This is a genomic window from Streptomyces sp. LUP30, assembly GCF_001746365.1.
In the GTDB taxonomy this organism is placed as follows: domain Bacteria; phylum Actinomycetota; class Actinomycetes; order Streptomycetales; family Streptomycetaceae; genus Streptomyces.
This window is the reverse complement of record NZ_MJAJ01000004.1, coordinates 159,321-178,773: the sequence shown is the minus strand read 5'-3', so window position 1 is coordinate 178,773 and position 19,453 is coordinate 159,321. Positions and strand designations below refer to the sequence as shown.

The window sequence follows — 19,453 nt, the reverse complement described above, 5'->3', positions numbered from 1 at the left end:
AGGCGGTGGAACCGGGCCTCCGGGGGATGACAACGACCCTAGGAACCCGCTGTAGAGAGACAGCCCAGCAAACGGAGAGAGGCAGACCAGCAGACTGCCAACCTTTCGCCACACCACGCTGCCTTGTGACGATGACGGCTGCGCACGCGCTCGCGGCGGTTCTGGTCGCCGTGCTGTTGCACCGCGCGGACGCCACGTGCTGGGCGCTGGCGCGCGGCCTGACGACCGCGGCCGACGCGGTGGGCGTGCGCGTCGCCACGGCTTGGACGCCGCTCACCGAACGCGCGGCGCTGCCGGAGACGAGCGTGCCCATTCCCGTACGCGCCCGGCCGGAACCACCGCCGCGCGCAGGGGTGGTGCTCGCCAACGTGGTGGTACGGAGGGGTCCTCCCCGGATGGGTTCACTCACGCCATTCGACCTTGCCGGGACGACTGTTGAGCCGCCCCATGCTCCCCCACGCCTGGAGACATCCATGCTCCGTGTCACGAACAAGCAGCGCACCGCCCGCCGCCTGACCCTGCTGACCGGGGCGGCCGCCGCCATGCTCTTCCTCACCGCCGGCCCGGCCGCCGCACACGTCGAGGTCGAGTCCGAGCGTGCGCAGGCCCTCGCCCTGAACGCCGAGATCAAGTTCGAGGCCGAGTCGGAGTCCGACACGGCTGGCATCACCAAGATCCGCGTCGTCCTGCTCGAAGGCATCACCCCCGCCGACGTCACCTACGGCGAGGGCCCCAAGGGCTGGAAGTTCACCGCCGGCGACGACGGCTGCACGGTCGTGGGCCCGGCGGTGAAGACCGGCGAGAACGCCGAGTACTCCGTCGTCGCCAAGCAGCTCCCCGACGCAAGGGAGCTGGCGTTCAAGACGCTGCAGACCTACAGCGACGGCCGCACCGACCGCTGGATCGAGCTGTCCGAGAACGGCGAGAACCCGGCGCCCGTCCTGAAGCTGAAGGCCGCCGCACCGGGCGACAAGCCTGCGAGCCCGTCAGCCGACGCCACCGGGTCGGCCTCTCCCTCGCCCACTGCCAATGAGACGACCGCGACGGCGTCTCCCGCTGCCAAGGCTGACGACAAGGACGACGACGGTCTGTCGGCCGACGCCTGGGCGGGCATCGGCCTCGCGGTGGTCATCGTGGCGGGCGGCGCGGTCTATCTCGTCCGCCGCCGGGGGGCCGCGTCCACATAAGCCCCTCTGGAGCCGGGCTGGTCCCACGGCCTCTGCCGACGGGATCGGCCCGGCTCTGGCTGAGCGCCTCTCAGTCGTGCGGAGCCTGCCCACTGACCCGGCGATCGGCGTGGCTGAGCGCCTCCGTCACCAGCCGCCGCAGATGCCCGTCACGCAGGCTGTAATAGACGTGCCGCCCGTCGCGCCACGTCTCCACCAGCCCCGCCAGACGCAGCTTCGCCAGATGCTGACTGACCGCAGTCCGGGACGCGTCACACCGATCAGCCGCGGAGAAGGTGTTCCGGCGGGTGCGGGGGGAGCGATCCACCTCAAGCTCACGCGGTGCCTCCGTCGGCGCACCAAGCGTTGCGTTCTGCGTCATGTCTTCAGGTCTTACCGAACACCCGCCACGGATCACCCCGCGCCTTTCCGAAGGTCCCCGGCCGACCTGCCGAACCTCTCCGGCCGACGGGCTGGGGCCGCGCCGCCAATCGGCGGGAATGCCTCAAGCCCGCTGAATAACGCCTCCCGCGGGTGGTACGCATCCACCGGCGGGCATGCGAGGAGCGGAGCGAAGGTGATCCGGCTACTGGTAGGTCGACGATGAGGCCCTGCTCCGCACGGGGTCCGACCTTGACCGCCGACCCGCTGGGCCGTTTCAGCACGGGCCGTTTCAGCCAGTCACGGAGAACGGCCCTGCGCTCCAAAAGTGTGGAGCACCCCGGTCCGCCGCCACTGACGCCGCCTTCCGCTGTCTCCCACTGGCCGGCGTCGACAGGATGGGCCTGACGCAGCCACTTCCGATTCCCTGCGTCCCATCAGCGTCCCGAATACCGCCCTCGCCCGCCGATCAGACCGTCCGCTCCAGCCCGCGAGAGCAACCGCACGAGGCATGACCGCAGGTCAACGAAGCGCCCAACTGTGGATCACCGCATCGCCGTTGAAATCGCGAGCAGCGGATTCAGTCCGTTGGGCCAAAGTCCTGAATCCGCGCCCTCGATGAGACGTTTCTGCAGGTCAGAGCCCTGCACAGTGGGGCGGGTGGGACTCGAACCCACGGCCGACGGATTATGAGTCCGCTGCTCTAACCGGCTGAGCTACCGCCCCATAGCGGCGTGTCGCGTACACGTGTGCGCGCCGTCTGCCGCAGCATAGCCGCTCATACGATCTCACGCTCCGGCTGGTCGGCCGTGCCACGACCATGAGGACAGCGCCTCTGGCCTGCACGGTTCCCGCCGGCGTGACACCACATGAAAAAGGACCCCCATGGGGTCCTCGTTCACGATGCTCCCCCGACTGGACTCGAACCAGTAACCTGCCGGTTAACAGCCGGCTGCTCTGCCAATTGAGCTACAGGGGACCGAGCTCCCCCGACTGGACTCGAACCAGTAACCTGCCGGTTAACAGCCGGCTGCTCTGCCAATTGAGCTACAGGGGAATGCCTCGTTTGCATCGAACGTGGCTACCTGGGTATTCGCCAGGGGGCGCTCGCTCGCTGCGACACATACATTAGCGCAAGCAGGGGGGTGCTCCGCCAATCGGTTCCCCCCGGCGCCGCCGTCGTGCCAGGGACCTACACGAGGGAAGGGTGGCAGTCATGCGCTACAAGCTCACGTTCGTCGTCGGACTGGCTCTGGGTTACGTACTGGGCACGCGTGCCGGGCGCGAGCGCTACGAGCAGTTGAAGAAGTCCGCCCGGCAGGTCGCGCAGAACCCCGCCGTGCGCAACACCGCCGAGACCGCCGCCCACCAGGGCCGGCAGTACGCGGGCAAGGCGTACCACGCGGTCAGCGAGAAGGTCGGCGACAAGATGCCCGAGTCGGTGTCCAGCCGGGTGCGCTCGCTGAAGGAGCGCAGCGCCCACAACGGCGGGGACGACGACTGGGGCAGCAGCAACACCTAGCAGCGGCATCCGGCTCAGACGGCCGGACGGCCGGACCGTCGCCCTCCGGGTTCCGCGTCCGCATTCGCAGTCCTTTTCGACACGGAAACGCCGCGCCCCCAGCGGACTCGGGGGGCGCGGCGAGCTGCGTCACCAGGCACGACACACGCGCACCCGCCGGACGCCCGTCACCCGGGCGGTGCCCGACGGCCAGAGTCGAGCGGAGAGTGCGGCAGAATTTTCGCCATGGGGATAGTCGCCGGGTTGGACAGTTCGCCCGATTTCACTCGTATCGTCGTCTGCGACGCGGACACCGGAGCCGTGCTCCGGCAGGGATACGCGCCGCATCCGGTGGAAGGCGCCGAGGGCGGCGGGCGGCCCTCCGACGTCGATCCGCAGGCCTGGCTGCTGTCCCTGGGCGAGGCCGCGGGCGGCGGCCTGCTGGAGGGGGTGCAGGCCATCGGTGTGTCCTCACAGCAGAACGCCGTCGTGCCCCTGGACTCTCAGGGCAACACCGTGCGTCCGGCGATGGTCGGCGGGGACAAGCGGGCCCAGGTCGCGGCGGCGGACCTGCTCGACGCGCTCGGCGGGCGCGAGGCGTGGGCGCAGGCCGTGGGGTGTGTGCCGCAGGCCGCGCAGCCGGTGACGAAGCTGCGCTGGCTGGCCAAGAACGAGCCCGAGGCCGCCGCACGGACCACGGTGCTGCTGCAGGCCCACGACTGGCTGGTGTGGCAGCTGCTCGGGCGGCCCGTGAGACGGACCACCGATCGCGGAGGGGCCTCCGGGACGGGCTACTGGTCGGCCGCCACGGGCGGTTATCGGCCTGATCTCATGGAGCTGGCGCTGGGTCACCAGGCGATGCTGCCCGAGGTGATCGGGCCGTCCGACGCGGCCGGCACGACACCCGAGGGGCTGCTGATCTCCGCCGGGACGGGCGAGACGATGGCCGCGGCCCTGGGGCTGGGCATCGGGCGGGGCGACGCGGTCGTGTCCCTCGGAGCCTCCGGTTCCGTGATGGCCGTGCACCCCGAGGCGCTGGTCGACCAGAGCGGGATGATCACCTCCCTGGCCGACGCGACGGGGATGCACCTGCCCGTCGTCACCACGCTGAACGCGGTGCGGACCCTGCGCGGAGCCGCCGAGCTGGTGGGAGCGCCCGATCTGGAGGCGCTGTCGGATCTCGCGATGAAGTCGACGCCGGGGTCGCACGGCCTCGTCATGCTGCCCTATCTGGAGGGCGAGCGGACCCCGAACCTGCCGCACACCGCCGGGACGCTGGCCGGACTGCGGCGCGAGTCGATGAAGCCCGAGCACTTCGCGCGGGCCGCGTTCGAGGGCATGCTGTGCGGGCTCGCGGACGCGCTGGACGTGCTGCGCGGCCGGGGCGTGGACGTCCGGCGGATCTTCCTGCTCGGGGCCGCGGCGGAGCTGCCGGCGGTGCAGGCGGCGGCGCCCGCGCTGTTCGGGGCCCAGGTGGTCGTGCCGCAGCCCGCGGACTACGCGGCGATCGGGGCGGCCCGGCAGGCCGCGTGGGCGCTGGGGGCCTCGCAGGGCACGCTGGATCCGCGGACCCCGCCGGCCTGGCAGGGGGCGGCTGCGCAGGTTCTGGACCCGGGCGAGGAGCTGGCCGTGGGGCAGGCGGTGCGGCAGCAGTTCGTCTCGGTCCGCGAGCAGACCCATCCGGGCGCGTTCCGCGTCTAGCGGGCTCGTCCTGGCGGGCTCGCCCTGGAACGGGCTTGTCCGGTGGGCTCACCGGCCCGCGGGTGCGCCCTGTGCATCGGGAGCACTGGGGTGGTGGGGGAGCATCGGGAGCACTGGGGTGGCGGGGGAGCGTCGGGGGCACCGGGTGCGTCCGGTGTGCCGCCGTGCGCGGTCGAAGCCTGTGAAGACGGCTGTAAAAGCACTGCTGCCGGCTTAATGGGTTGAGGTAACGCGGGGGGAGTGTCCGACGATAGGGGCCAGGGGCAACCAATGCCTCTCCCGCCGACTCCGAGAGACGTAGCGTGCTCATACGACTGCTGAGGACCTACCTCAGGCCCTACCGAAAACCCATCAGCCTGCTGGTGCTGCTGCAACTGCTGCAGACCTGCGCCACCCTCTACCTGCCCACGCTGAACGCCCACATCATCGACAACGGTGTCGTCAAGGGGGACACCGGGTACATCGTGTCCTTCGGCGGTGTGATGATCGCCGTCTCGCTGGCGCAGGTCGTGTGCAACATCGGCGCCGTGTACTTCGGCGCGAGGACCGCCTCCGCGCTGGGCCGCGACGTACGGGGGGCCGTCTTCGACCGGGTGCAGTCCTTCTCCGCCCGCGAGGTCGGCCAGTTCGGCGCGCCCTCGCTGATCACCCGGACCACCAACGACGTCCAGCAGATCCAGATGCTGGCCCTGATGACGTTCACGCTGATGGTGTCGGCGCCCATCATGTGCGTGGGCGGCATCGTGCTGGCGCTCGGACTCGACGTGCCGCTGTCCGGGGTGCTGGTCGCCGTGGTGCCCACGCTGGGCGTCTGCGTGACGCTGATCGTGCGGCGGCTGCGTCCGCTGTTCCGGTCCATGCAGGTGCGGCTGGACACCGTGAACCGGGTGCTGCGCGAGCAGATCACCGGCAACCGGGTGATCCGCGCCTTCGTCCGGGACGAGTACGAGCAGCAGCGGTTCCGCAAGGCCAACGCCGACCTCACCGACATGTCGCTGAAGACCGGCAACCTGCTGGCGCTGATGTTCCCGGTGGTCATGACGACGGTGAACCTGTCGTCGATCGCGGTGGTCTGGTTCGGGGCCCACCGGATCGACAGCGGCGGGATGCAGATCGGTGATCTGACCGCGTTCCTCTCCTATCTGATGCAGATCGTCATGTCCGTGATGATGGCCACCTTCATGTTCATGATGGTGCCGCGCGCGGAGGTGTGCGCGGAGCGCGTCCAGGAGGTGCTGGACACCTCCTCGTCCGTGGTGCCGCCGTCGGCGCCGGTCACCGAGCTGCGCCGGCACGGGCATCTGGAGATCCGGGCGGGCGGGTTCCGCTATCCCGGGGCCGAGGAACCCGTCCTCAAGGGCATCGATCTGGTGGCCCGCCCCGGTGAGACGACGGCCGTGATCGGCTCGACCGGCAGCGGCAAGTCCACTCTGCTCGGGCTGGTACCCCGGCTGTTCGACGCCACCGAGGGCGAGGTCCTGGTCGACGGTGTCCCCGTGGCCGAGGTCGAACCCGCGCTGCTGGCGAGGACCGTCGGACTCGTACCGCAGAAGCCGTACCTGTTCGCGGGCACGGTCGCGACCAACCTGCGCTACGGCAATCCCGAGGCAACCGACGCGGAGCTGTGGCAGGCGCTGGAGGTGGCGCAGGCCAGGGACTTCGTCAGCAAGCTGGAGAACGGGCTGGACTCCCCCATCGCCCAGGGCGGCACCAACGTCTCCGGCGGCCAGCGGCAGCGGCTCGCCATCGCCAGGACGCTCGTCCAGCGGCCGGAGATCTACCTCTTCGACGACTCCTTCTCCGCTCTCGACTACGCCACCGACGCTGCGCTGCGCGAGGCTCTCGGCCGGGAGACCGCGGAGGCGACCGTCGTGATCGTCGCCCAGCGGGTGGCGACCATCCGTGACGCCGACCGGATCATCGTCCTCGACGAGGGCCGGGTCGTCGGAGTCGGCTCGCACCAGGAGCTGATGGCGGACAACGAGACCTATCGGGAGATCGTGCTCTCCCAGCTCACGGAAGCGGAGGCAGCCTGATGGCCGGGCCCATGGGGCGCATGATGGCCGGCGGCGGCCCCGAGAGCCGCACTCTGGACTTCAAGGTGTCCGGCAGGCGGCTGCTCGCCCGGTTCAAGCCGGAACGGCTCACCCTGTCCGCGATGCTGTCGTGCGTCGTCCTGAGCGTCGGCCTCAGCGTGGTCGGGCCGAAGATCCTCGGCAAGGCCACCGACCTGGTCTTCGCGGGCATCGTCGGGCGGCAGATGCCGGCCGGTGCGAGCAAGGAGCAGGTCCTCGACTCGATGCGCGAGCGCGGCGACAGCGGTGTCGCCGACATGCTCAAGGGGACCGACTTCACGCCCGGCAAGGGCATCGACTTCGACGCCGTCGGCCAGATCCTGCTGTTCGCGGTCGGTGTCTTCCTGGTCGCCGGTCTGCTGATGGCAGTGGCGACACGCCTGGTCAACAGGGCCGTCAACCGGACGATGTTCCGGATGCGCGAGGACGTGCAGACGAAGCTGTCGCGGCTGCCGCTGTCGTACTTCGACAAGCGGCAGCGCGGCGAGGTCCTCTCCCGCGCGACGAACGACATCGACAACATCGGGCAGACGCTCCAGCAGTCGATGGGCCAGCTGGTCAACTCGCTGCTGACCGTCGTCGGCGTGCTGGCGATGATGTTCTGGGTGTCGTGGATCCTGGCGCTCGTCGCGCTGGTGACGGTGCCGCTGTCGGCGCTGGTCGCCACGCGTGTCGGCAAGCGGTCGCAGCCGCACTTCGTGCAGCAGTGGCGCACCACCGGCAAGCTCAACGCCCACATCGAGGAGATGTACACCGGCCACACGCTGGTGAAGGTCTTCGGCCGCCAGGACGAGTCGGCGCAGCAGTTCGCCGAGCAGAACGACGCGCTGTACGAGGCCGGGTTCAAGGCGCAGTTCAACAGCGGGGTCATGCAGCCGCTGATGATGTTCGTGTCGAACATCAACTACGTGCTGGTCGCGGTGGTCGGCGGGCTGCGCGTCGCGTCGGGCGCCCTGTCCATCGGCGATGTGCAGGCGTTCATCCAGTATTCGCGCCAGTTCTCGATGCCGCTGACGCAGCTCGCGTCGATGGCGAACCTGGTGCAGTCGGGCGTGGCCTCGGCCGAGCGGATCTTCGAGCTCCTGGACGCCGACGAGCAGGAGGCGGACCCGGTGGCGGCGGAGCGGCCCGCGGAACTGCGCGGGCGGGTGGCGCTGGAGAACGTGTCCTTCCGGTACGACCCGCAGAAGCCGCTGATCGAGGACCTGTCCCTGACGGTGGAGCCCGGCAACACGGTCGCCATCGTCGGGCCGACGGGCGCCGGCAAGACGACGCTGGTGAACCTGCTCATGCGGTTCTACGACGTCTCCGGCGGGCGCATCACCCTCGACGGCGTGGACATCGCGAGGATGTCCCGCGACGAGCTGCGCGCCGGGATCGGCATGGTCCTGCAGGACACCTGGCTGTTCGGCGGCACCATCGCGGAGAACATCGCGTACGGCGCGTCCCGGGACGTCACCCGGGGCGAGATCGAGGAGGCGGCGCGGGCGGCGCACGCCGACCGGTTCGTGCGCACCCTGCCCGACGGCTACGACACCGTGATCGACGACGAGGGCAGCGGGGTCAGCGCCGGTGAGAAGCAGCTGATCACCATCGCGCGGGCGTTCCTGTCCGATCCGACGATCCTGGTGCTCGACGAGGCCACCAGCTCCGTCGACACCCGCACCGAGGTGCTGATCCAGAAGGCGATGGCCAAGCTGGCGCACGGGCGGACGTCGTTCGTCATCGCGCACCGGCTGTCGACCATCCGGGACGCCGACACGATCCTGGTGATGGAGAACGGCTCGATCGTCGAGCAGGGCGCCCACACCGAACTGCTCGCGGCCGACGGCGCCTACGCGAGGCTGTACAAGGCGCAGTTCGCCCAGGCGGTGGCCGAGGTGGACTAGCCCTCGGGCCTCTTCGCCCGGAGGCCCGCCCGCCCCAGGGCCGATGGCGTCCGGGGGCCGCTCGCGTCGGGGGACGGCGAGCGGCTCCGCGGGGCCGCTCCGGCTCAGTCCAGGTAGCCGCGGAGCTGGTCCGCGAACGCGTGGTCCCTCAGCTTGTTCAGCGTCTTCGACTCGATCTGCCGGATCCGCTCGCGCGTCACGCCGAAGATGCGGCCGATCTCCTCCAGGGTGCGCGGGCGGCCGTCCGCCAGTCCGTAGCGGAGCTGGACGACCTTCCGCTCGCGTTCGCCGAGCGTGGAGAGCACGGCGTCCAGGTGCTCGCGCAGCAGCAGGAACGCAGCCGACTCGACGGGGCTGGCCGCGTCGCCGTCCTCGATGAGGTCGCCGAGGGCCACGTCGTCCTCCTCGCCCACCGGGGCGTGCAGGGAGACCGGTTCCTGGGCCAGGCGCAGCACCTCGCCGACCCGCCCGGGCGGGAGGTCGAGCTGGCCGGCGACCTCTTCGGGGGTGGGCTCGTAGCCGCGTTCCTGGAGCATGCGGCGCTGGACGCGGACGACCCGGTTGATCAGTTCGACGACATGGACCGGGACGCGGATGGTGCGGGCCTGGTCGGCCAGCGCGCGGGACATGGCCTGGCGGATCCACCAGGTGGCGTAGGTGGAGAACTTGTAGCCGCGGGCGTAGTCGAACTTCTCGACGGCGCGGATGAGGCCGAGGTTGCCCTCCTGCACGAGGTCGAGCATGGTGAGCCCGCGGCCGACGTAACGCTTGGCGACGGACACGACGAGCCGGAGGTTCGCCTCGATGAGGCGGCGTTTGGCCATCCGGCCCATGACGACCAACCGGTCCAGGTCCAGGGCCAGTTCGCTGTCCAGGTCGGAGGCGCCGCTCAGCTTCTCCTCGGCGAACAGGCCCGCCTCCACGCGACGGGCGAGCTCGACCTCCTCGGCCGCGGTGAGCAGCGGGATCCGGCCGATCTCGCGCAGGTACTGCCGGAACAGGTCCGAGGAGGGGCTGCCGCTGTCGGTGGCCCGGGCCCGGGGCGGGGTCTCGACGGGCTCGGGTTCCGGGCCCTCCTCGAGAGCCTCGGCGGGCGGATCGGCGGGCTCTGCCTCGTCTTCGGGCTCGGCTTCGGCTTCGACGTCGGCCTCGGCATCCGCCTCGGGCTCGGTCTCGGGGTGGTGCGCGGCGCGGTGCTGCGGCGGGACCGCGGCCAGGACGTCGGTGTCGGCGTCCGGTTCCGTGGCGTCGGTCGGGCTGTCGGCAGTGCGGTTGTCGGCAGTGCGGTCGGTCTGGGTCAGGGTCTGGGTCTGCACGGGGGCGACCTCCAGGATGATCGCTGCTGAGGTGAGCGGCGGCGCTACGCCGGGGGGCCGCTCCGAGGACTCAGGCACCGGGACCAGTGTGGGGTACGACACAACCTCGCCACGAGGGGCGTGCGGTGACTTTTTGCGTTCGTCCGGTGACCGCCGCGTCGTCACGACCGGAAACCCGGATGCCCGTCCCGCTCCTGTTCTGCAACGATGCGCCGGTGTCCGCTTCCCTGTACGAAACGCATGTGACGGTGCGCTGCACCGGCCCCGACGAGTCGCGGCGGCTGAGCCGCTGGGCGGCCGCGGCCGGTCTCAAGCTGACGCACATCGTGCTGGCCCGGGGTCGGATGCGCGAACAGCCCATGCTCACGCTGTCCGGTGGCCGGTCCTGGGCCGAGGCGTCGGCCCGGGCGCGGGATGTGGTGGCACGGCTCGTCACGGACGGCTTCCACCCCGTGCGCGTGAAGACCGAGTCGACTCCGTGGGCTCCCGAGGTACCGCTGCTGCCCTGCGAGGACGAGCGGTACTTCGAACACCATGTGAAGCTGCGGCTCACCGCGGACGCCGACCTGCTCACGTTGGCCGCGCGGGTCGTGCCGCACCGCGCCCACCTGTCGTGGAACGCGCGGCGCGTGGGGGGCGGCGGCCTTCACGAGCGGTTCGTGACGCAGCGGTGCCGTGGGGTGGACGCCGAAGGCGCGGAGCTCGCTCTGCAGCGACTGCTGGCCGAGCTGAGAGGATGCGAAGTGCTTTCCGTGGAAAGGGAGTTCGTACTCCACGACAGTGACGTGTCGGTGGACGAGGGATGGATCGAGGAGACGGTGGCGGTTTCGGGGGTGCGGGGATGAGCGGGACCTGGCGGGGCTTCGGGTGGCGGTCCGAGGAGATCCCCCGGGTACCGCTGGACGAGGCCACCCGTGTGCGGGAGGACCTGCCGAGCACCCTGCAGTGGGTGGCGGGTGACGACGTGCGGCAGCGCCCGGTCTTCGACCCGGCCATGAAGCACCACTCCAACGCCTACCGGGCGACCGACCCGAGCTTCGCCGATCCGGCCCGTGGTGAGGCCTGGCGGGAGGCCCGGCGCCGGGCGCTGGATCTCGTGCTCGCCGCGATCGCCGCGTCGGAGTGGGTGGAGTCACTGGTGCTGCGCGGCAGCGTGCTGATGTCGGCGTGGTTCGGCGGGGCCGCACGCGAGCCCGGCGACCTGGACTTCGTCGTCGTACCCCACACCTGGAAGATCACCCACGAGCGGACCGGCCGGATGCTGGCGGAGATCGCGGAGGCGGCCCGCACGACGGCCGACGCGCACGGGGAGGGCGTCACGGTCTCCGCGGACGGCGCGGTGGTCGAGGACATCTGGACCTACGAGCGGGTGCCGGGACGGCGCATGGTCCTGCCGTGGAGCGCGCCGGGGCTGCCCGGCGGCCATGTCCAGCTCGACTTCGTCTTCAACGAGCGGCTGCCCGTGCAGCCGGAGCCGGCGGAGCCGGCGCCCGGTGCGGTCGTGTGGGCGGCGACGCCGGAGCTGTCACTGGCCTGGAAGCTGATGTGGATCATCAACGACACCTATGCGCAGGGCAAGGACCTGTACGACGCCGTGCTGCTGGCCGAACGGCACCCGCTTCGCCGGGAAGTGCTGCACGAGGTGTTCCGGCTCTCCGGCGAGTGGCCGAAACGGCACCGGGAGAAGATCCTGCTGGAGGACGTGGTGGAGGCGGTCGGGTACGTCGAGTGGGACCACTTCGTCACCGAGTACCCGCGGTTCGCTGACGACGAGCGGGAGTTCGCGGAGCGGCTGGTGCGGGCGGTGACGCCGACCTTCGAGGGACCGTCACAGGGCGGCGGCACCGTGCTCCCGTAGGGTCTGGTCGTACTGCTGCAGCACCCACAGCTCGTTCTGCACGGCGGCCAGCCGGGCGGGGTCGTCGCCGCCGCCCAGCCGGGTCAGCTGGGACTGGACGTCGCGGATGCGGCGCTCGACGGCGCGGCGGCGGACCGTGACCAGCTGGGCGCCGGCGTACATCTCGTCCACCGTCTTGCGCATGATCGCCTCGACCGCGAGTTCGGTCACCATCGCCCGTACGGTGTCGTCGGGCGCGGCATCCCGGACCCGTACCAGGTACTCCGGCCCGTCCTGGACGCCCCACTCGGCGCCGCCCGCGTCCATGATGGCCTGGCGTACGGCGGCGTAGGGGGCCGCGGTGAACTCGTCGACGCCGTACGCGTCGAACGCCGGGGAGACCAGTTCGGGGCGCTGCAGGGCGAGTTTGAGCAGCTCGCGCTCGGTGGCGTAGACGGCGTTGCGGAGGTTGAGGGCGGGGCCGCCGGCGGCGGACCGGGGGGCGGCGTCGTAGGGCTGCGGGCCGCGGCCGGCCGGCGCGGGTCCCTTGCCGCCGCGGTCGCGGGCCCAACGGGCCAGCTGGGCGACGCGCTTGACGACGAACTGGGTGTCCAGGATGCCGAGCATGCCGGCGAGCTGGACGGCGACCTCGTGCTGGGCTCCGCTGTTCTTGATGCGGGCGACGATCGGCGCCGCCTCGTCGAGCGCGGCGGCGCGGCCCGCCGGGGTGTCGAGGTCGTAGCGCACGACGATCTGGCGGAGCGCGAACTCGAAGAGGGGGGTGCGGGGTTCGACGAGGTCGGCGACCGCCTCGTCGCCCTTGGCGAGGCGCAGGTCGCAGGGGTCCATGTTGTCCGGCGCGATGGCGATGTACGTCTCGGCGGCGAACTTCTGGTCGTCCTCGAAGGCGCGCAGGGCCGCCTTCTGGCCGGCCGCGTCGCCGTCGAAGGTGAAGATGACGCGGGCGCTGCCGTTGTCCATCAGCAGCCGGCGCAGGATCTTGATGTGGTCGCCGCCGAAGGCCGTGCCGCAGGTCGCGATGGCGGTGGTGACGCCCGCGAGATGGCAGGCCATGACGTCGGTGTACCCCTCGACGACGACCGCGCGGGACGACTTGGCGATGTCCTTCTTCGCGAGGTCGATGCCGTAGAGGACCTGGGACTTCCGGTAGATCGCGGTGTCGGGGGTGTTGAGGTACTTCGGCCCGTTGTCGGTCTCGTAGAGCTTGCGCGCGCCGAAGCCGACGACCTCGCCGCCGATGTCGCGGATGGGCCACATCAGACGGCCCCGGAAGCGGTCGATGGGTCCGCGGCGGCCCTCCTGGGCGAGCCCGGACAGGAGGATCTCCTTGTCGGTGAAGCCCTTGCCGCGCAGGAAGCGGGTGAGGTGGTCCCAGCCCTGGGGGCTGTAGCCGACGCCGAAGTGGACGGCGGCGGCCTGGTCGAAGCCGCGCTCGGCGAGGAAGATCCGGCCGGTGTCGGCCTCGGGGCTCACCGCGAGCTGTTCGGCGTACCAGTCGGCGGCGACCTTGTGGGCCTCGACCAGGCGGATGCGTTCGCCGCGCTGGTGGGCGGGGTTGTAGCCGCCCTCCTCGTAGCGCAGGGTGATGCCGGCCTGGGCGGCGAGGCGCTCGACCGACTCGGAGAAGGTGAGGTGGTCGACCTTCATCACGAACGTGATGGTGTCGCCGCCCTCCTGGCAGCCGAAGCAGTGGAAGAGCCCCTTGCTCGGGCTGACCTGGAACGACGGCGACTTCTCGTCGTGGAAGGGGCACAGGCCCTTGAGGTTGCCGCCGCCCGCGTTGCGCAGCTGGAGGTACTCGGACACCACGGCGTCGATCGGGACCGCGTCCCGAACAGCCTTCACGTCCTCGTCGTTGATCCGTCCTGCCACGTGGTGATTCTACGGGGGTGCGCCGACATCTCCGGCGAGCGGAGCGGGGGCGCGGGCCGTGACCGGTGCGGGGGCGCCGCGCGGACGCGACCAGCCGCACACCCGGCCCGCACACCCCGGCCGGCGCCCCGGGCCCGCGCAACGCGGCGCGGACCCGGGGCGGCGCCGGGCGTCGGCGGGCGTGGCCGCTAGACGCCGAGGCTCTCCAGCGGCACATGGGGGTCGGCCAGCGCCTCGGTGTCCACGGCGGTCCGTGAGGCGATCAGCTTCTGGATCGGCTCTGTGACGTCCCACACGTTCACGTTCATCCCGGCCAGGACACGGCCCTCCTTGACCCAGAACGCGATGAACTCCCGCTTTCCCGCGTCGCCGCGGATCACGACCTCGTCGTACGTGCCCGGCGGGGCCCAGCCGCTGTACTCCATGCCCAGGTCGTACTGGTCGGAGAAGAAGTAGGGCACGCGGTCGTACGCGACGGCCTTGCCGAGCATCGCGCGGGCGGCCGCCGGGCCGCCGTTGAGGGCGTTGGCCCAGTGCTCCACCCGCAGCCGGGTGTCGAAGAGGCCGAGCGGGAAGGACGCGACGTCGCCGGCCGCGTAGACGTCCGGGTCGGAGGTGCGCAGCGAGGCGTCCACCGCCACGCCCCCGCCGTGGGCGCGGTCGGCCAGCTGCAGACCCGCAGCCTCCGCGAGCGCGGTCCGCGGGGCCGCGCCGATCGCCGCGAGGACGTCGTGGGCGGGGTGCTCCTCGCCGTCGTCGGTGCGGGCCGCCAGGACCATGCCGTCCTGGCCGACGATCTCGGTGAGCCGGGCGCCGAAGTGGAAGCGGACGCCGTGCTCGCGGTGCAGGTCGGCGAAGAGCGCGCCCAGCTCCGGGCCGAGCACCCCGTGCAGCGGGGTGGGCTCCGGTTCGACGACGGTGACCTCGGCGCCGTACTCGCGGGCCGCGGCCGCGACCTCCAGGCCGATCCAGCCGCCGCCGGCGATCACCAGGTGTCCGTTGTCGCGGCCGAGGGCGGCCAGGACGCCCTTGAGGCGCTCGGCGTGCGCGAGCCGGCGCAGATGGTGCACGCCCGCGAGGTCGGTGCCGGGGACGTCCAGCCTGCGGGGTTCGGCGCCGGTGGCGAGGAGCAGCTTGTCGTAGTGGGCGAGCGTGCCGTCGTCGCCGAAGCGGACGGTCTTCGCGACGCGGTCGATCGCGTCGACGGTCTGCCCGAGGTGCAGCTCGATGTCGTTCTGCGCGTACCAGGCGGGCTCGTGCACGAAGACGCTCTCGCGCGAGTCCTTGCCGAGCAGATATCCCTTGGACAGCGGCGGCCGCTCGTAGGGGTGGTCTCGTTCGTCGCCGATCAGTATCACGCGGCCGGTGAAACCCTCCGCCCGCAGCGTCTCGGCCGCCTTGGCGCCGGCCAGGCCTCCTCCGACGATGACGAATGTCTGATCCGCGTCGACCACGTGATGCCTCCTACCCGGGGGTCTGGGGGGTGTCCCCCAGATGACACTGTGCGTGCCGCCACATGCGAGCGTCCCGCACGGAGCGTGATGGGGGAAGGGGGACGTGCCCGATCAAGGCGTGCGGGTGCCCGTTCGGGCCCGTTTGGGCGCACCGGGCCCGGCCTCGGTCACGAACGCCGTCACGCCCTTCGTCATGCCTTCGGTCAAGCCCTCCGATCATGCCCTCGGTCACGGTCTCGTGCGCCCGGTGAGCCGGGCGTGCAGGGAGCGCGCGGAGGCGTCGGTGAGGGAGGCGATCTGGTCCACGACCACGCGTTTGCGGGCGCGGTCGTCGGGCGCCCGGTCGAACAGGGCACGGAACTGGGGGTCCAGGCCGTCGGGGGCGCGCGCGGTGAGGGCGTCGGCGAGCTCGCTGATGACGACGCGCTGGTCGGCGCGCAGCAGTTCCTGCTCGGCGCGCTGCATGACGTACCGGTCGGCCACCGCCTTGAGGACCGCGCACTCCAGGCGCGTCTCGTGCGGTACGACGAGTTCCGCGGCATAGCGGGTGAGGGGGCCCGTGCCGTGCCGCGCACGGGTGGCGCCCTCGGCGGCGAGGCAGAAACGGCCGATGAGCTGGCTGGTGGCGTCCTTGAGGCGGGCCTGGGCGGCCGCCGTGCCGTCGTAGCCGTGCGGCCACCATTGCTGGTCCTGGAGGCGGTCGAGGGCGGCCGCGAGCTCGGCCGGGTCGGTGCCGGCGGGGACGTACCGGCCGACGGCGACCCGGAAGACCTCCTCGCGTTCGGGCTCCGCGTGCAGGCAGTTGGGATCGATGTGTCCCGCGTGCAGGCCGTCCTCCACGTCATGCACCGAGTACGCCACGTCGTCGGCCCAGTCCATGACCTGCGCCTCGAAGCAGGTGCGGGTGCCGGGGGCCTCCTTGCGGACCCAGTCGAAGACGGGCCTGTCGTCCTCGTAGACGCCGAACTTGGGGGAGGCCGGATCGGCCGGGTGGGCGCCCCGGGACCAGGGGTACTTGGTGGCGGCGTCGAGGGCGGCGCGGGTGAGGTTGAGGCCCACGGAGCCCTCGGGCGTGAAGCGCTTGGGCTCGATGCGGGTGAGGAGCCTGAGCGACTGGGCGTTGCCCTCGAAGCCGCCGCAGTCCCGCGCGAAGTCGTTGAGCGCCTGTTCGCCGTTGTGGCCGAACGGGGGGTGGCCGAGGTCGTGGGACAGACAGGCCGCCTCGACCAGGTCGGGGTCGCAGCCCAGGGCCGCGCCGAGCTCCCGCCCGACCTGGGCGCACTCCAGGGAATGGGTGAGACGGGTGCGTGGGGTGGCGTCCCAGGCGTCCGTGCGGGTGCCGGGCGTCACCACCTGGGTCTTGCCGGCGAGTCTTCTCAGCGCCGAGGAGTGCAGGATGCGGGCGCGGTCGCGTTGGAAGGCGGTGCGGCCGGGGCGCTTGTCGGGCTCCGCCGCCCAGCGTTCCGTTGACGGCAAGTCGTAGGGCATGTCTCGACAGTAAGCGGCGGGGGTGACAATCGGGCGGCGCCCGGCTGCCGGTGCGCTCCCCGGCGGCCCACGGGTCGTGTGCGGCCCGTCGCCCGCGCGCGGTGGAGCCCGGAACGTCGGCCCGGTCCCGCGCCCCGTCAGGCCGCGCTGCTCGCGGTCCCCGCCGCGAGGGCCTCGTCGTAGCGGTGGAGCAGCAGTTCGGCCATCGCCGGATGGGTGCCCAGGGGGGCCGACGCGATCCAGGGAGCCGCCTGCGCGCACTCCGTCGCGAAGCGGCCGGGAGCGGTGAAGCAGGAGGCGACGGCCACCCTCTCGCGGCCCCTCGCCGCCAGCGCGCGGAGCGCCGTCGTGACCGTCGGGGTCGCCGTGGACGCGTAGGCGGGGACCACGGGGACGCCGAGCCGTGCGGCCAGCAGCTGGGCCGTAAGGCGGGTGTCGACGCCCGAGTCCGGGTCGCGGGAGCCCGCGGCGGCGAGGACGACCGCGCTCGCGGCACGCTCCGCCCGGCTCATGTCGGTGCGCCAGCCCGCCTCGGCGAGCCGGGCGAGGAGGGCGTCGGCCAGCAGGGGGTGCGGGCCCAGCGGAGCGGCCACGCGCGTGCGTACCCGGGCCTCCGCCGCCGTCTCGGGGATGTCCCGCTTGACGTGGTGGCCGCGGGCCAGGAGCAGGGGGACCAGGACGGCGTCCGTAGTGTCCCGGGCGTCGAGGTCGGCGAGGGTGTCCGTGAGCAGCGGCTCGTTGAGCTCGATGTGGCCCAGACGCACCGGCAGACCGGGGCGGCGGGCGCGGACGTCGTCCAGGAGGGCGCGGACGGTGCTCAGCGCGCGCGGGTCGCGGCTGCCGTGGGCGACGACGACCAGCGTGGGCCGGCAGGCGCGTCGGCGGGCGTCGAGCTGGACGAGGCTTGGCTGGCTCATGCATCCATCCTGACGGCACGAGGTTGCACTCCCGTTGCCTGACCGTCACGAGTGTTTTCCGGCCGTTCACGGCGGGTCCCGCGCCGGTGTGAGGCGCGGCGCGTGGTGCGGGCCCGAACCGGATCACCTCCGACTGCGTCTTTCCGGACCGAAGAGCCTTTTCGACCTGCCCGACCTGCCCGACGTGCCCGACCTGCCCGACGTGCTCGGTCTGCCCGACGTGCTCGGCCTGCTCGGCCTTGCTGATCCTGGGGGAAACCGTATGAACATCCGTCGGCCGCGGTTGCCGCGCACCCGCGCCGGTCGGCGCCGCTGGGTGCAGGCCGTGATGGCCGGGTGCGTGCTGGCACTGCTGCCGGCCACGTGGCTGTACGTGTCCACGGCCGGCCGGCTGGGCACGACCGCCGACGCGCCGCGCACCGAGGTCGCCGTGGTGTTCGGCGCCGGACTGTGGGACGGCGAGCCGTCGCCGTATCTCGCGCACCGGCTGGACGCGGCGGCGAAGCTGTACCGTGCGGGCCGGATCGAGGTCGTCCTCGTCACCGGCGACAACAGCCGCGAGGACTACGACGAGCCCGACGCGATGCGGGCCTATCTCGTCCGGCACGGCGTACCGGACGCACGGATCGTCAGCGACTTCGCCGGGTTCGACACCTGGGACTCGTGCGTGCGCGCCAAGAAGATCTTCGGCGTCGACCGGGCCGTGCTGATCAGCCAGGGCTTCCACATCCGGCGGGCCGTCGCCCTGTGCGAGGCGGCGGGGGTGGAGTCCTACGGCGTGGGGGTCGACGCGAAACACGACGTGACCTGGTACTACGGAGGCGCGCGGGAGCTCTTCGCGGCCGGCAAGGCAGCCCTGGACGCGGCGTTCGAGCCGGACCCCCGCTTCCTCGGACCGAAGGAACGAGGCGTGGCCCGAGCGCTCGGCTCCACGGGGTGACCCCACCTGTCGATCGGCGGCCGCCGTGCCGCAGGCCGCCGCGCGATCGTCACCGCCCCCGGAACACCGGGGGGCGTTTCTCCAGGAACGCGGCCATTCCCTCCTTCTGGTCCTCGGTCGCGAACAGGGCGTGGAACACGCGTCGTTCGTGGCGGATGCCCTCGCGCAGGCCGCTCTCCAGGGCGTGGTCCACGCAGTCGCGGGCCGCCCGGACGGCGGTGCGGCCGTACGAGGCGATGGTCGCCGCCGCGGCCAGCGACTCGGGCAGGACCCGCTCGTCGGGCACCACACGGGAGACCAGGCCGCACGCCTCCGCCTCCCGTGCGTCCATCGTGCGGCCGGTGAGGACGAGGTCCATCGCCTTGGCCCGGCCGATCAGCCGGGTCAGCCGCTGGGTGCCGCCGATCCCCGGGATCACCCCGAGCCCGATCTCCGGCTGACCGAACACCGCGGACTCCCCGGCGATCACCAGGTCGCACATCATCGCCAGCTCGCAGCCGCCGCCCAGAGCGACGCCGTTCACGGCCGCGATCTTCGGGAGGCGCAGATCGGCGAACTTCTCCCAGGCGCCGAAGTAGTCCTCGTGCGCCATCTCCTCGGCCGTCTTCGCCGCCATCTCCCTGATGTCGGCCCCGGCGGCGAAGGCCCGCTCCGACCCGGTGACGACGAGGCAGCCGACGGTCGGGTCCGCGTCCAACGGGTCCAGGGCCGCGAGGAGTTCGGCGAGCAGCGCGGAGTTCAGCGCGTTGAGCACATGCGGGCGGTGCAGGCGTACGGTAACGACCGCGCCCTCACGTTCCAGCTTCAGGTTGTCCATCGTCTCCGTCTCCGTCTCCGTCTCCGTGTCCGTCTCCGTGTCCGTCTCCGTGTCCGTGTCCGTGTCCGTGTCCGATGC

The 19,453-nt window shown here is 71.7% G+C and carries 15 protein-coding genes and 3 tRNA genes; 8 read left to right on the top strand and 10 right to left on the bottom strand.

From position 1 onward, the window contains the following. Nucleotides 1–131 precede the first annotated feature (131 nt). Complete coding sequence (locus BG482_RS05850; RefSeq protein ID WP_370745752.1) at nucleotides 132–1,187, top strand: DUF1775 domain-containing protein; 1,056 nt, start codon at nucleotides 132–134, stop codon at nucleotides 1,185–1,187. 70 nt (nucleotides 1,188–1,257) lie between these two features. Here the strand turns inward: BG482_RS05850 and BG482_RS05845 are convergent, their stop codons facing one another. The 4 genes from BG482_RS05845 to BG482_RS05830 form a co-directional block, all read right to left on the bottom strand. Beyond that, nucleotides 1,258–1,548: a helix-turn-helix transcriptional regulator gene (locus BG482_RS05845; RefSeq protein WP_107450380.1), complete on the bottom strand. Its 291-nt coding sequence runs from the start codon at nucleotides 1,546–1,548 to the stop codon at nucleotides 1,258–1,260. Nucleotides 1,549–2,199: 651 nt separating this feature from the next. After that, nucleotides 2,200–2,273: transfer RNA gene (locus tag BG482_RS05840), tRNA-Ile, on the bottom strand. Nucleotides 2,274–2,453: 180 nt separating this feature from the next. Further along, a tRNA-Asn gene (locus BG482_RS05835) sits at nucleotides 2,454–2,526 on the bottom strand. Between the two features lie 5 nt (nucleotides 2,527–2,531). After that, nucleotides 2,532–2,604: transfer RNA gene (locus tag BG482_RS05830), tRNA-Asn, on the bottom strand. A gap of 159 nt (nucleotides 2,605–2,763) precedes the next feature. On the opposite strand from BG482_RS05830, the gene BG482_RS05825 reads away from it, so the two are divergent. From BG482_RS05825 to BG482_RS05810, 4 genes are all read left to right on the top strand, one after another. Continuing rightward, complete coding sequence (locus BG482_RS05825) at nucleotides 2,764–3,069, top strand: hypothetical protein (protein WP_069767768.1); 306 nt, start codon at nucleotides 2,764–2,766, stop codon at nucleotides 3,067–3,069. 225 nt (nucleotides 3,070–3,294) lie between these two features. Further along, complete coding sequence (locus tag BG482_RS05820) at nucleotides 3,295–4,749, top strand: FGGY-family carbohydrate kinase (RefSeq protein ID WP_069767767.1); 1,455 nt, start codon at nucleotides 3,295–3,297, stop codon at nucleotides 4,747–4,749. Nucleotides 4,750–5,051: 302 nt separating this feature from the next. Next, nucleotides 5,052–6,785, top strand: coding sequence for an ABC transporter ATP-binding protein (locus BG482_RS05815; RefSeq protein ID WP_069767766.1), 1,734 nt, complete (start codon nucleotides 5,052–5,054; stop codon nucleotides 6,783–6,785). Continuing rightward, nucleotides 6,785–8,713, top strand: a complete 1,929-nt coding sequence (locus tag BG482_RS05810; RefSeq protein WP_069767765.1) for an ABC transporter ATP-binding protein — start codon at nucleotides 6,785–6,787, stop codon at nucleotides 8,711–8,713. The genes BG482_RS05815 and BG482_RS05810 overlap by 1 nt, the downstream gene beginning before the upstream one ends. Nucleotides 8,714–8,817: 104 nt before the next feature. Here the strand turns inward: BG482_RS05810 and BG482_RS05805 are convergent, their stop codons facing one another. Further along, nucleotides 8,818–10,107, bottom strand: coding sequence for an RNA polymerase sigma factor (locus BG482_RS05805; RefSeq protein ID WP_256096272.1), 1,290 nt, complete (start codon nucleotides 10,105–10,107; stop codon nucleotides 8,818–8,820). Nucleotides 10,108–10,208: 101 nt separating this feature from the next. Between BG482_RS05805 and BG482_RS05800 the strand changes: the two genes are divergently transcribed. Both BG482_RS05800 and BG482_RS05795 read left to right on the top strand, forming a co-directional pair. Continuing rightward, nucleotides 10,209–10,874: a hypothetical protein gene (locus BG482_RS05800; protein ID WP_069767763.1), complete on the top strand. Its 666-nt coding sequence runs from the start codon at nucleotides 10,209–10,211 to the stop codon at nucleotides 10,872–10,874. After that, nucleotides 10,871–11,887 carry a nucleotidyl transferase AbiEii/AbiGii toxin family protein gene (locus BG482_RS05795; RefSeq protein ID WP_069767762.1) on the top strand — a complete coding sequence of 339 codons (1,017 nt, stop codon included), beginning with the start codon at nucleotides 10,871–10,873 and terminating at the stop codon, nucleotides 11,885–11,887. The genes BG482_RS05800 and BG482_RS05795 overlap by 4 nt, the downstream gene beginning before the upstream one ends. On the opposite strand, the gene dnaG is transcribed toward BG482_RS05795, so the two are convergent. The 4 genes from dnaG to BG482_RS05775 all read right to left on the bottom strand — a co-directional run bounded on the left by dnaG (nucleotide 11,858) and on the right by BG482_RS05775 (nucleotide 17,618). Beyond that, nucleotides 11,858–13,759: a DNA primase gene (dnaG, locus tag BG482_RS05790; RefSeq protein ID WP_069767761.1), complete on the bottom strand. Its 1,902-nt coding sequence runs from the start codon at nucleotides 13,757–13,759 to the stop codon at nucleotides 11,858–11,860. The two genes, BG482_RS05795 and dnaG, sit on opposite strands and share 30 nt — an antisense overlap. A gap of 188 nt (nucleotides 13,760–13,947) precedes the next feature. Beyond that, nucleotides 13,948–15,213: an NAD(P)/FAD-dependent oxidoreductase gene (locus BG482_RS05785; protein WP_069767760.1), complete on the bottom strand. Its 1,266-nt coding sequence runs from the start codon at nucleotides 15,211–15,213 to the stop codon at nucleotides 13,948–13,950. A 228-nt stretch (nucleotides 15,214–15,441) separates the two neighbouring features. Then, complete coding sequence (locus BG482_RS05780) at nucleotides 15,442–16,701, bottom strand: deoxyguanosinetriphosphate triphosphohydrolase (RefSeq protein WP_069767759.1); 1,260 nt, start codon at nucleotides 16,699–16,701, stop codon at nucleotides 15,442–15,444. 137 nt (nucleotides 16,702–16,838) lie between these two features. Beyond that, complete coding sequence (locus BG482_RS05775) at nucleotides 16,839–17,618, bottom strand: sirohydrochlorin chelatase (RefSeq protein ID WP_069767758.1); 780 nt, start codon at nucleotides 17,616–17,618, stop codon at nucleotides 16,839–16,841. A gap of 262 nt (nucleotides 17,619–17,880) precedes the next feature. On the opposite strand from BG482_RS05775, the gene BG482_RS05770 reads away from it, so the two are divergent. After that, nucleotides 17,881–18,558 (top strand): vancomycin high temperature exclusion protein, encoded by a 678-nt coding sequence (locus tag BG482_RS05770; RefSeq protein ID WP_069767757.1) that lies wholly within the window; start codon nucleotides 17,881–17,883, stop codon nucleotides 18,556–18,558. A gap of 49 nt (nucleotides 18,559–18,607) precedes the next feature. Here the strand turns inward: BG482_RS05770 and BG482_RS05765 are convergent, their stop codons facing one another. Beyond that, nucleotides 18,608–19,375, bottom strand: coding sequence for an enoyl-CoA hydratase-related protein (locus tag BG482_RS05765; RefSeq protein WP_069767835.1), 768 nt, complete (start codon nucleotides 19,373–19,375; stop codon nucleotides 18,608–18,610). Between the last annotated feature and the right edge of the window lie 78 nt (nucleotides 19,376–19,453).

Bases quoted from the DNA above. Each gene is read 5' to 3' on its own strand.
- BG482_RS05850 (WP_370745752.1), top strand. From the start codon at position 132: ATGACGGCTGCGCACGCGCTCGCGGCGGTTCTGGTCGCCGTGCTGTTG.
- BG482_RS05765 (WP_069767835.1), bottom strand. From the start codon at position 19,375: ATGGACAACCTGAAGCTGGAACGTGAGGGCGCGGTCGTTACCGTACGC.
- BG482_RS05825 (WP_069767768.1), top strand. From the start codon at position 2,764: ATGCGCTACAAGCTCACGTTCGTCGTCGGACTGGCTCTGGGTTACGTA.
- BG482_RS05795 (WP_069767762.1), top strand. From the start codon at position 10,871: ATGAGCGGGACCTGGCGGGGCTTCGGGTGGCGGTCCGAGGAGATCCCC.
- BG482_RS05810 (WP_069767765.1), top strand. From the start codon at position 6,785: ATGGCCGGGCCCATGGGGCGCATGATGGCCGGCGGCGGCCCCGAGAGC.
- BG482_RS05845 (WP_107450380.1), bottom strand. From the start codon at position 1,548: ATGACGCAGAACGCAACGCTTGGTGCGCCGACGGAGGCACCGCGTGAG.
- BG482_RS05820 (WP_069767767.1), top strand. From the start codon at position 3,295: ATGGGGATAGTCGCCGGGTTGGACAGTTCGCCCGATTTCACTCGTATC.
- BG482_RS05775 (WP_069767758.1), bottom strand. From the start codon at position 17,618: ATGAGCCAGCCAAGCCTCGTCCAGCTCGACGCCCGCCGACGCGCCTGC.
- BG482_RS05780 (WP_069767759.1), bottom strand. From the start codon at position 16,701: ATGCCCTACGACTTGCCGTCAACGGAACGCTGGGCGGCGGAGCCCGAC.
- BG482_RS05800 (WP_069767763.1), top strand. From the start codon at position 10,209: ATGCCCGTCCCGCTCCTGTTCTGCAACGATGCGCCGGTGTCCGCTTCC.
- BG482_RS05770 (WP_069767757.1), top strand. From the start codon at position 17,881: ATGAACATCCGTCGGCCGCGGTTGCCGCGCACCCGCGCCGGTCGGCGC.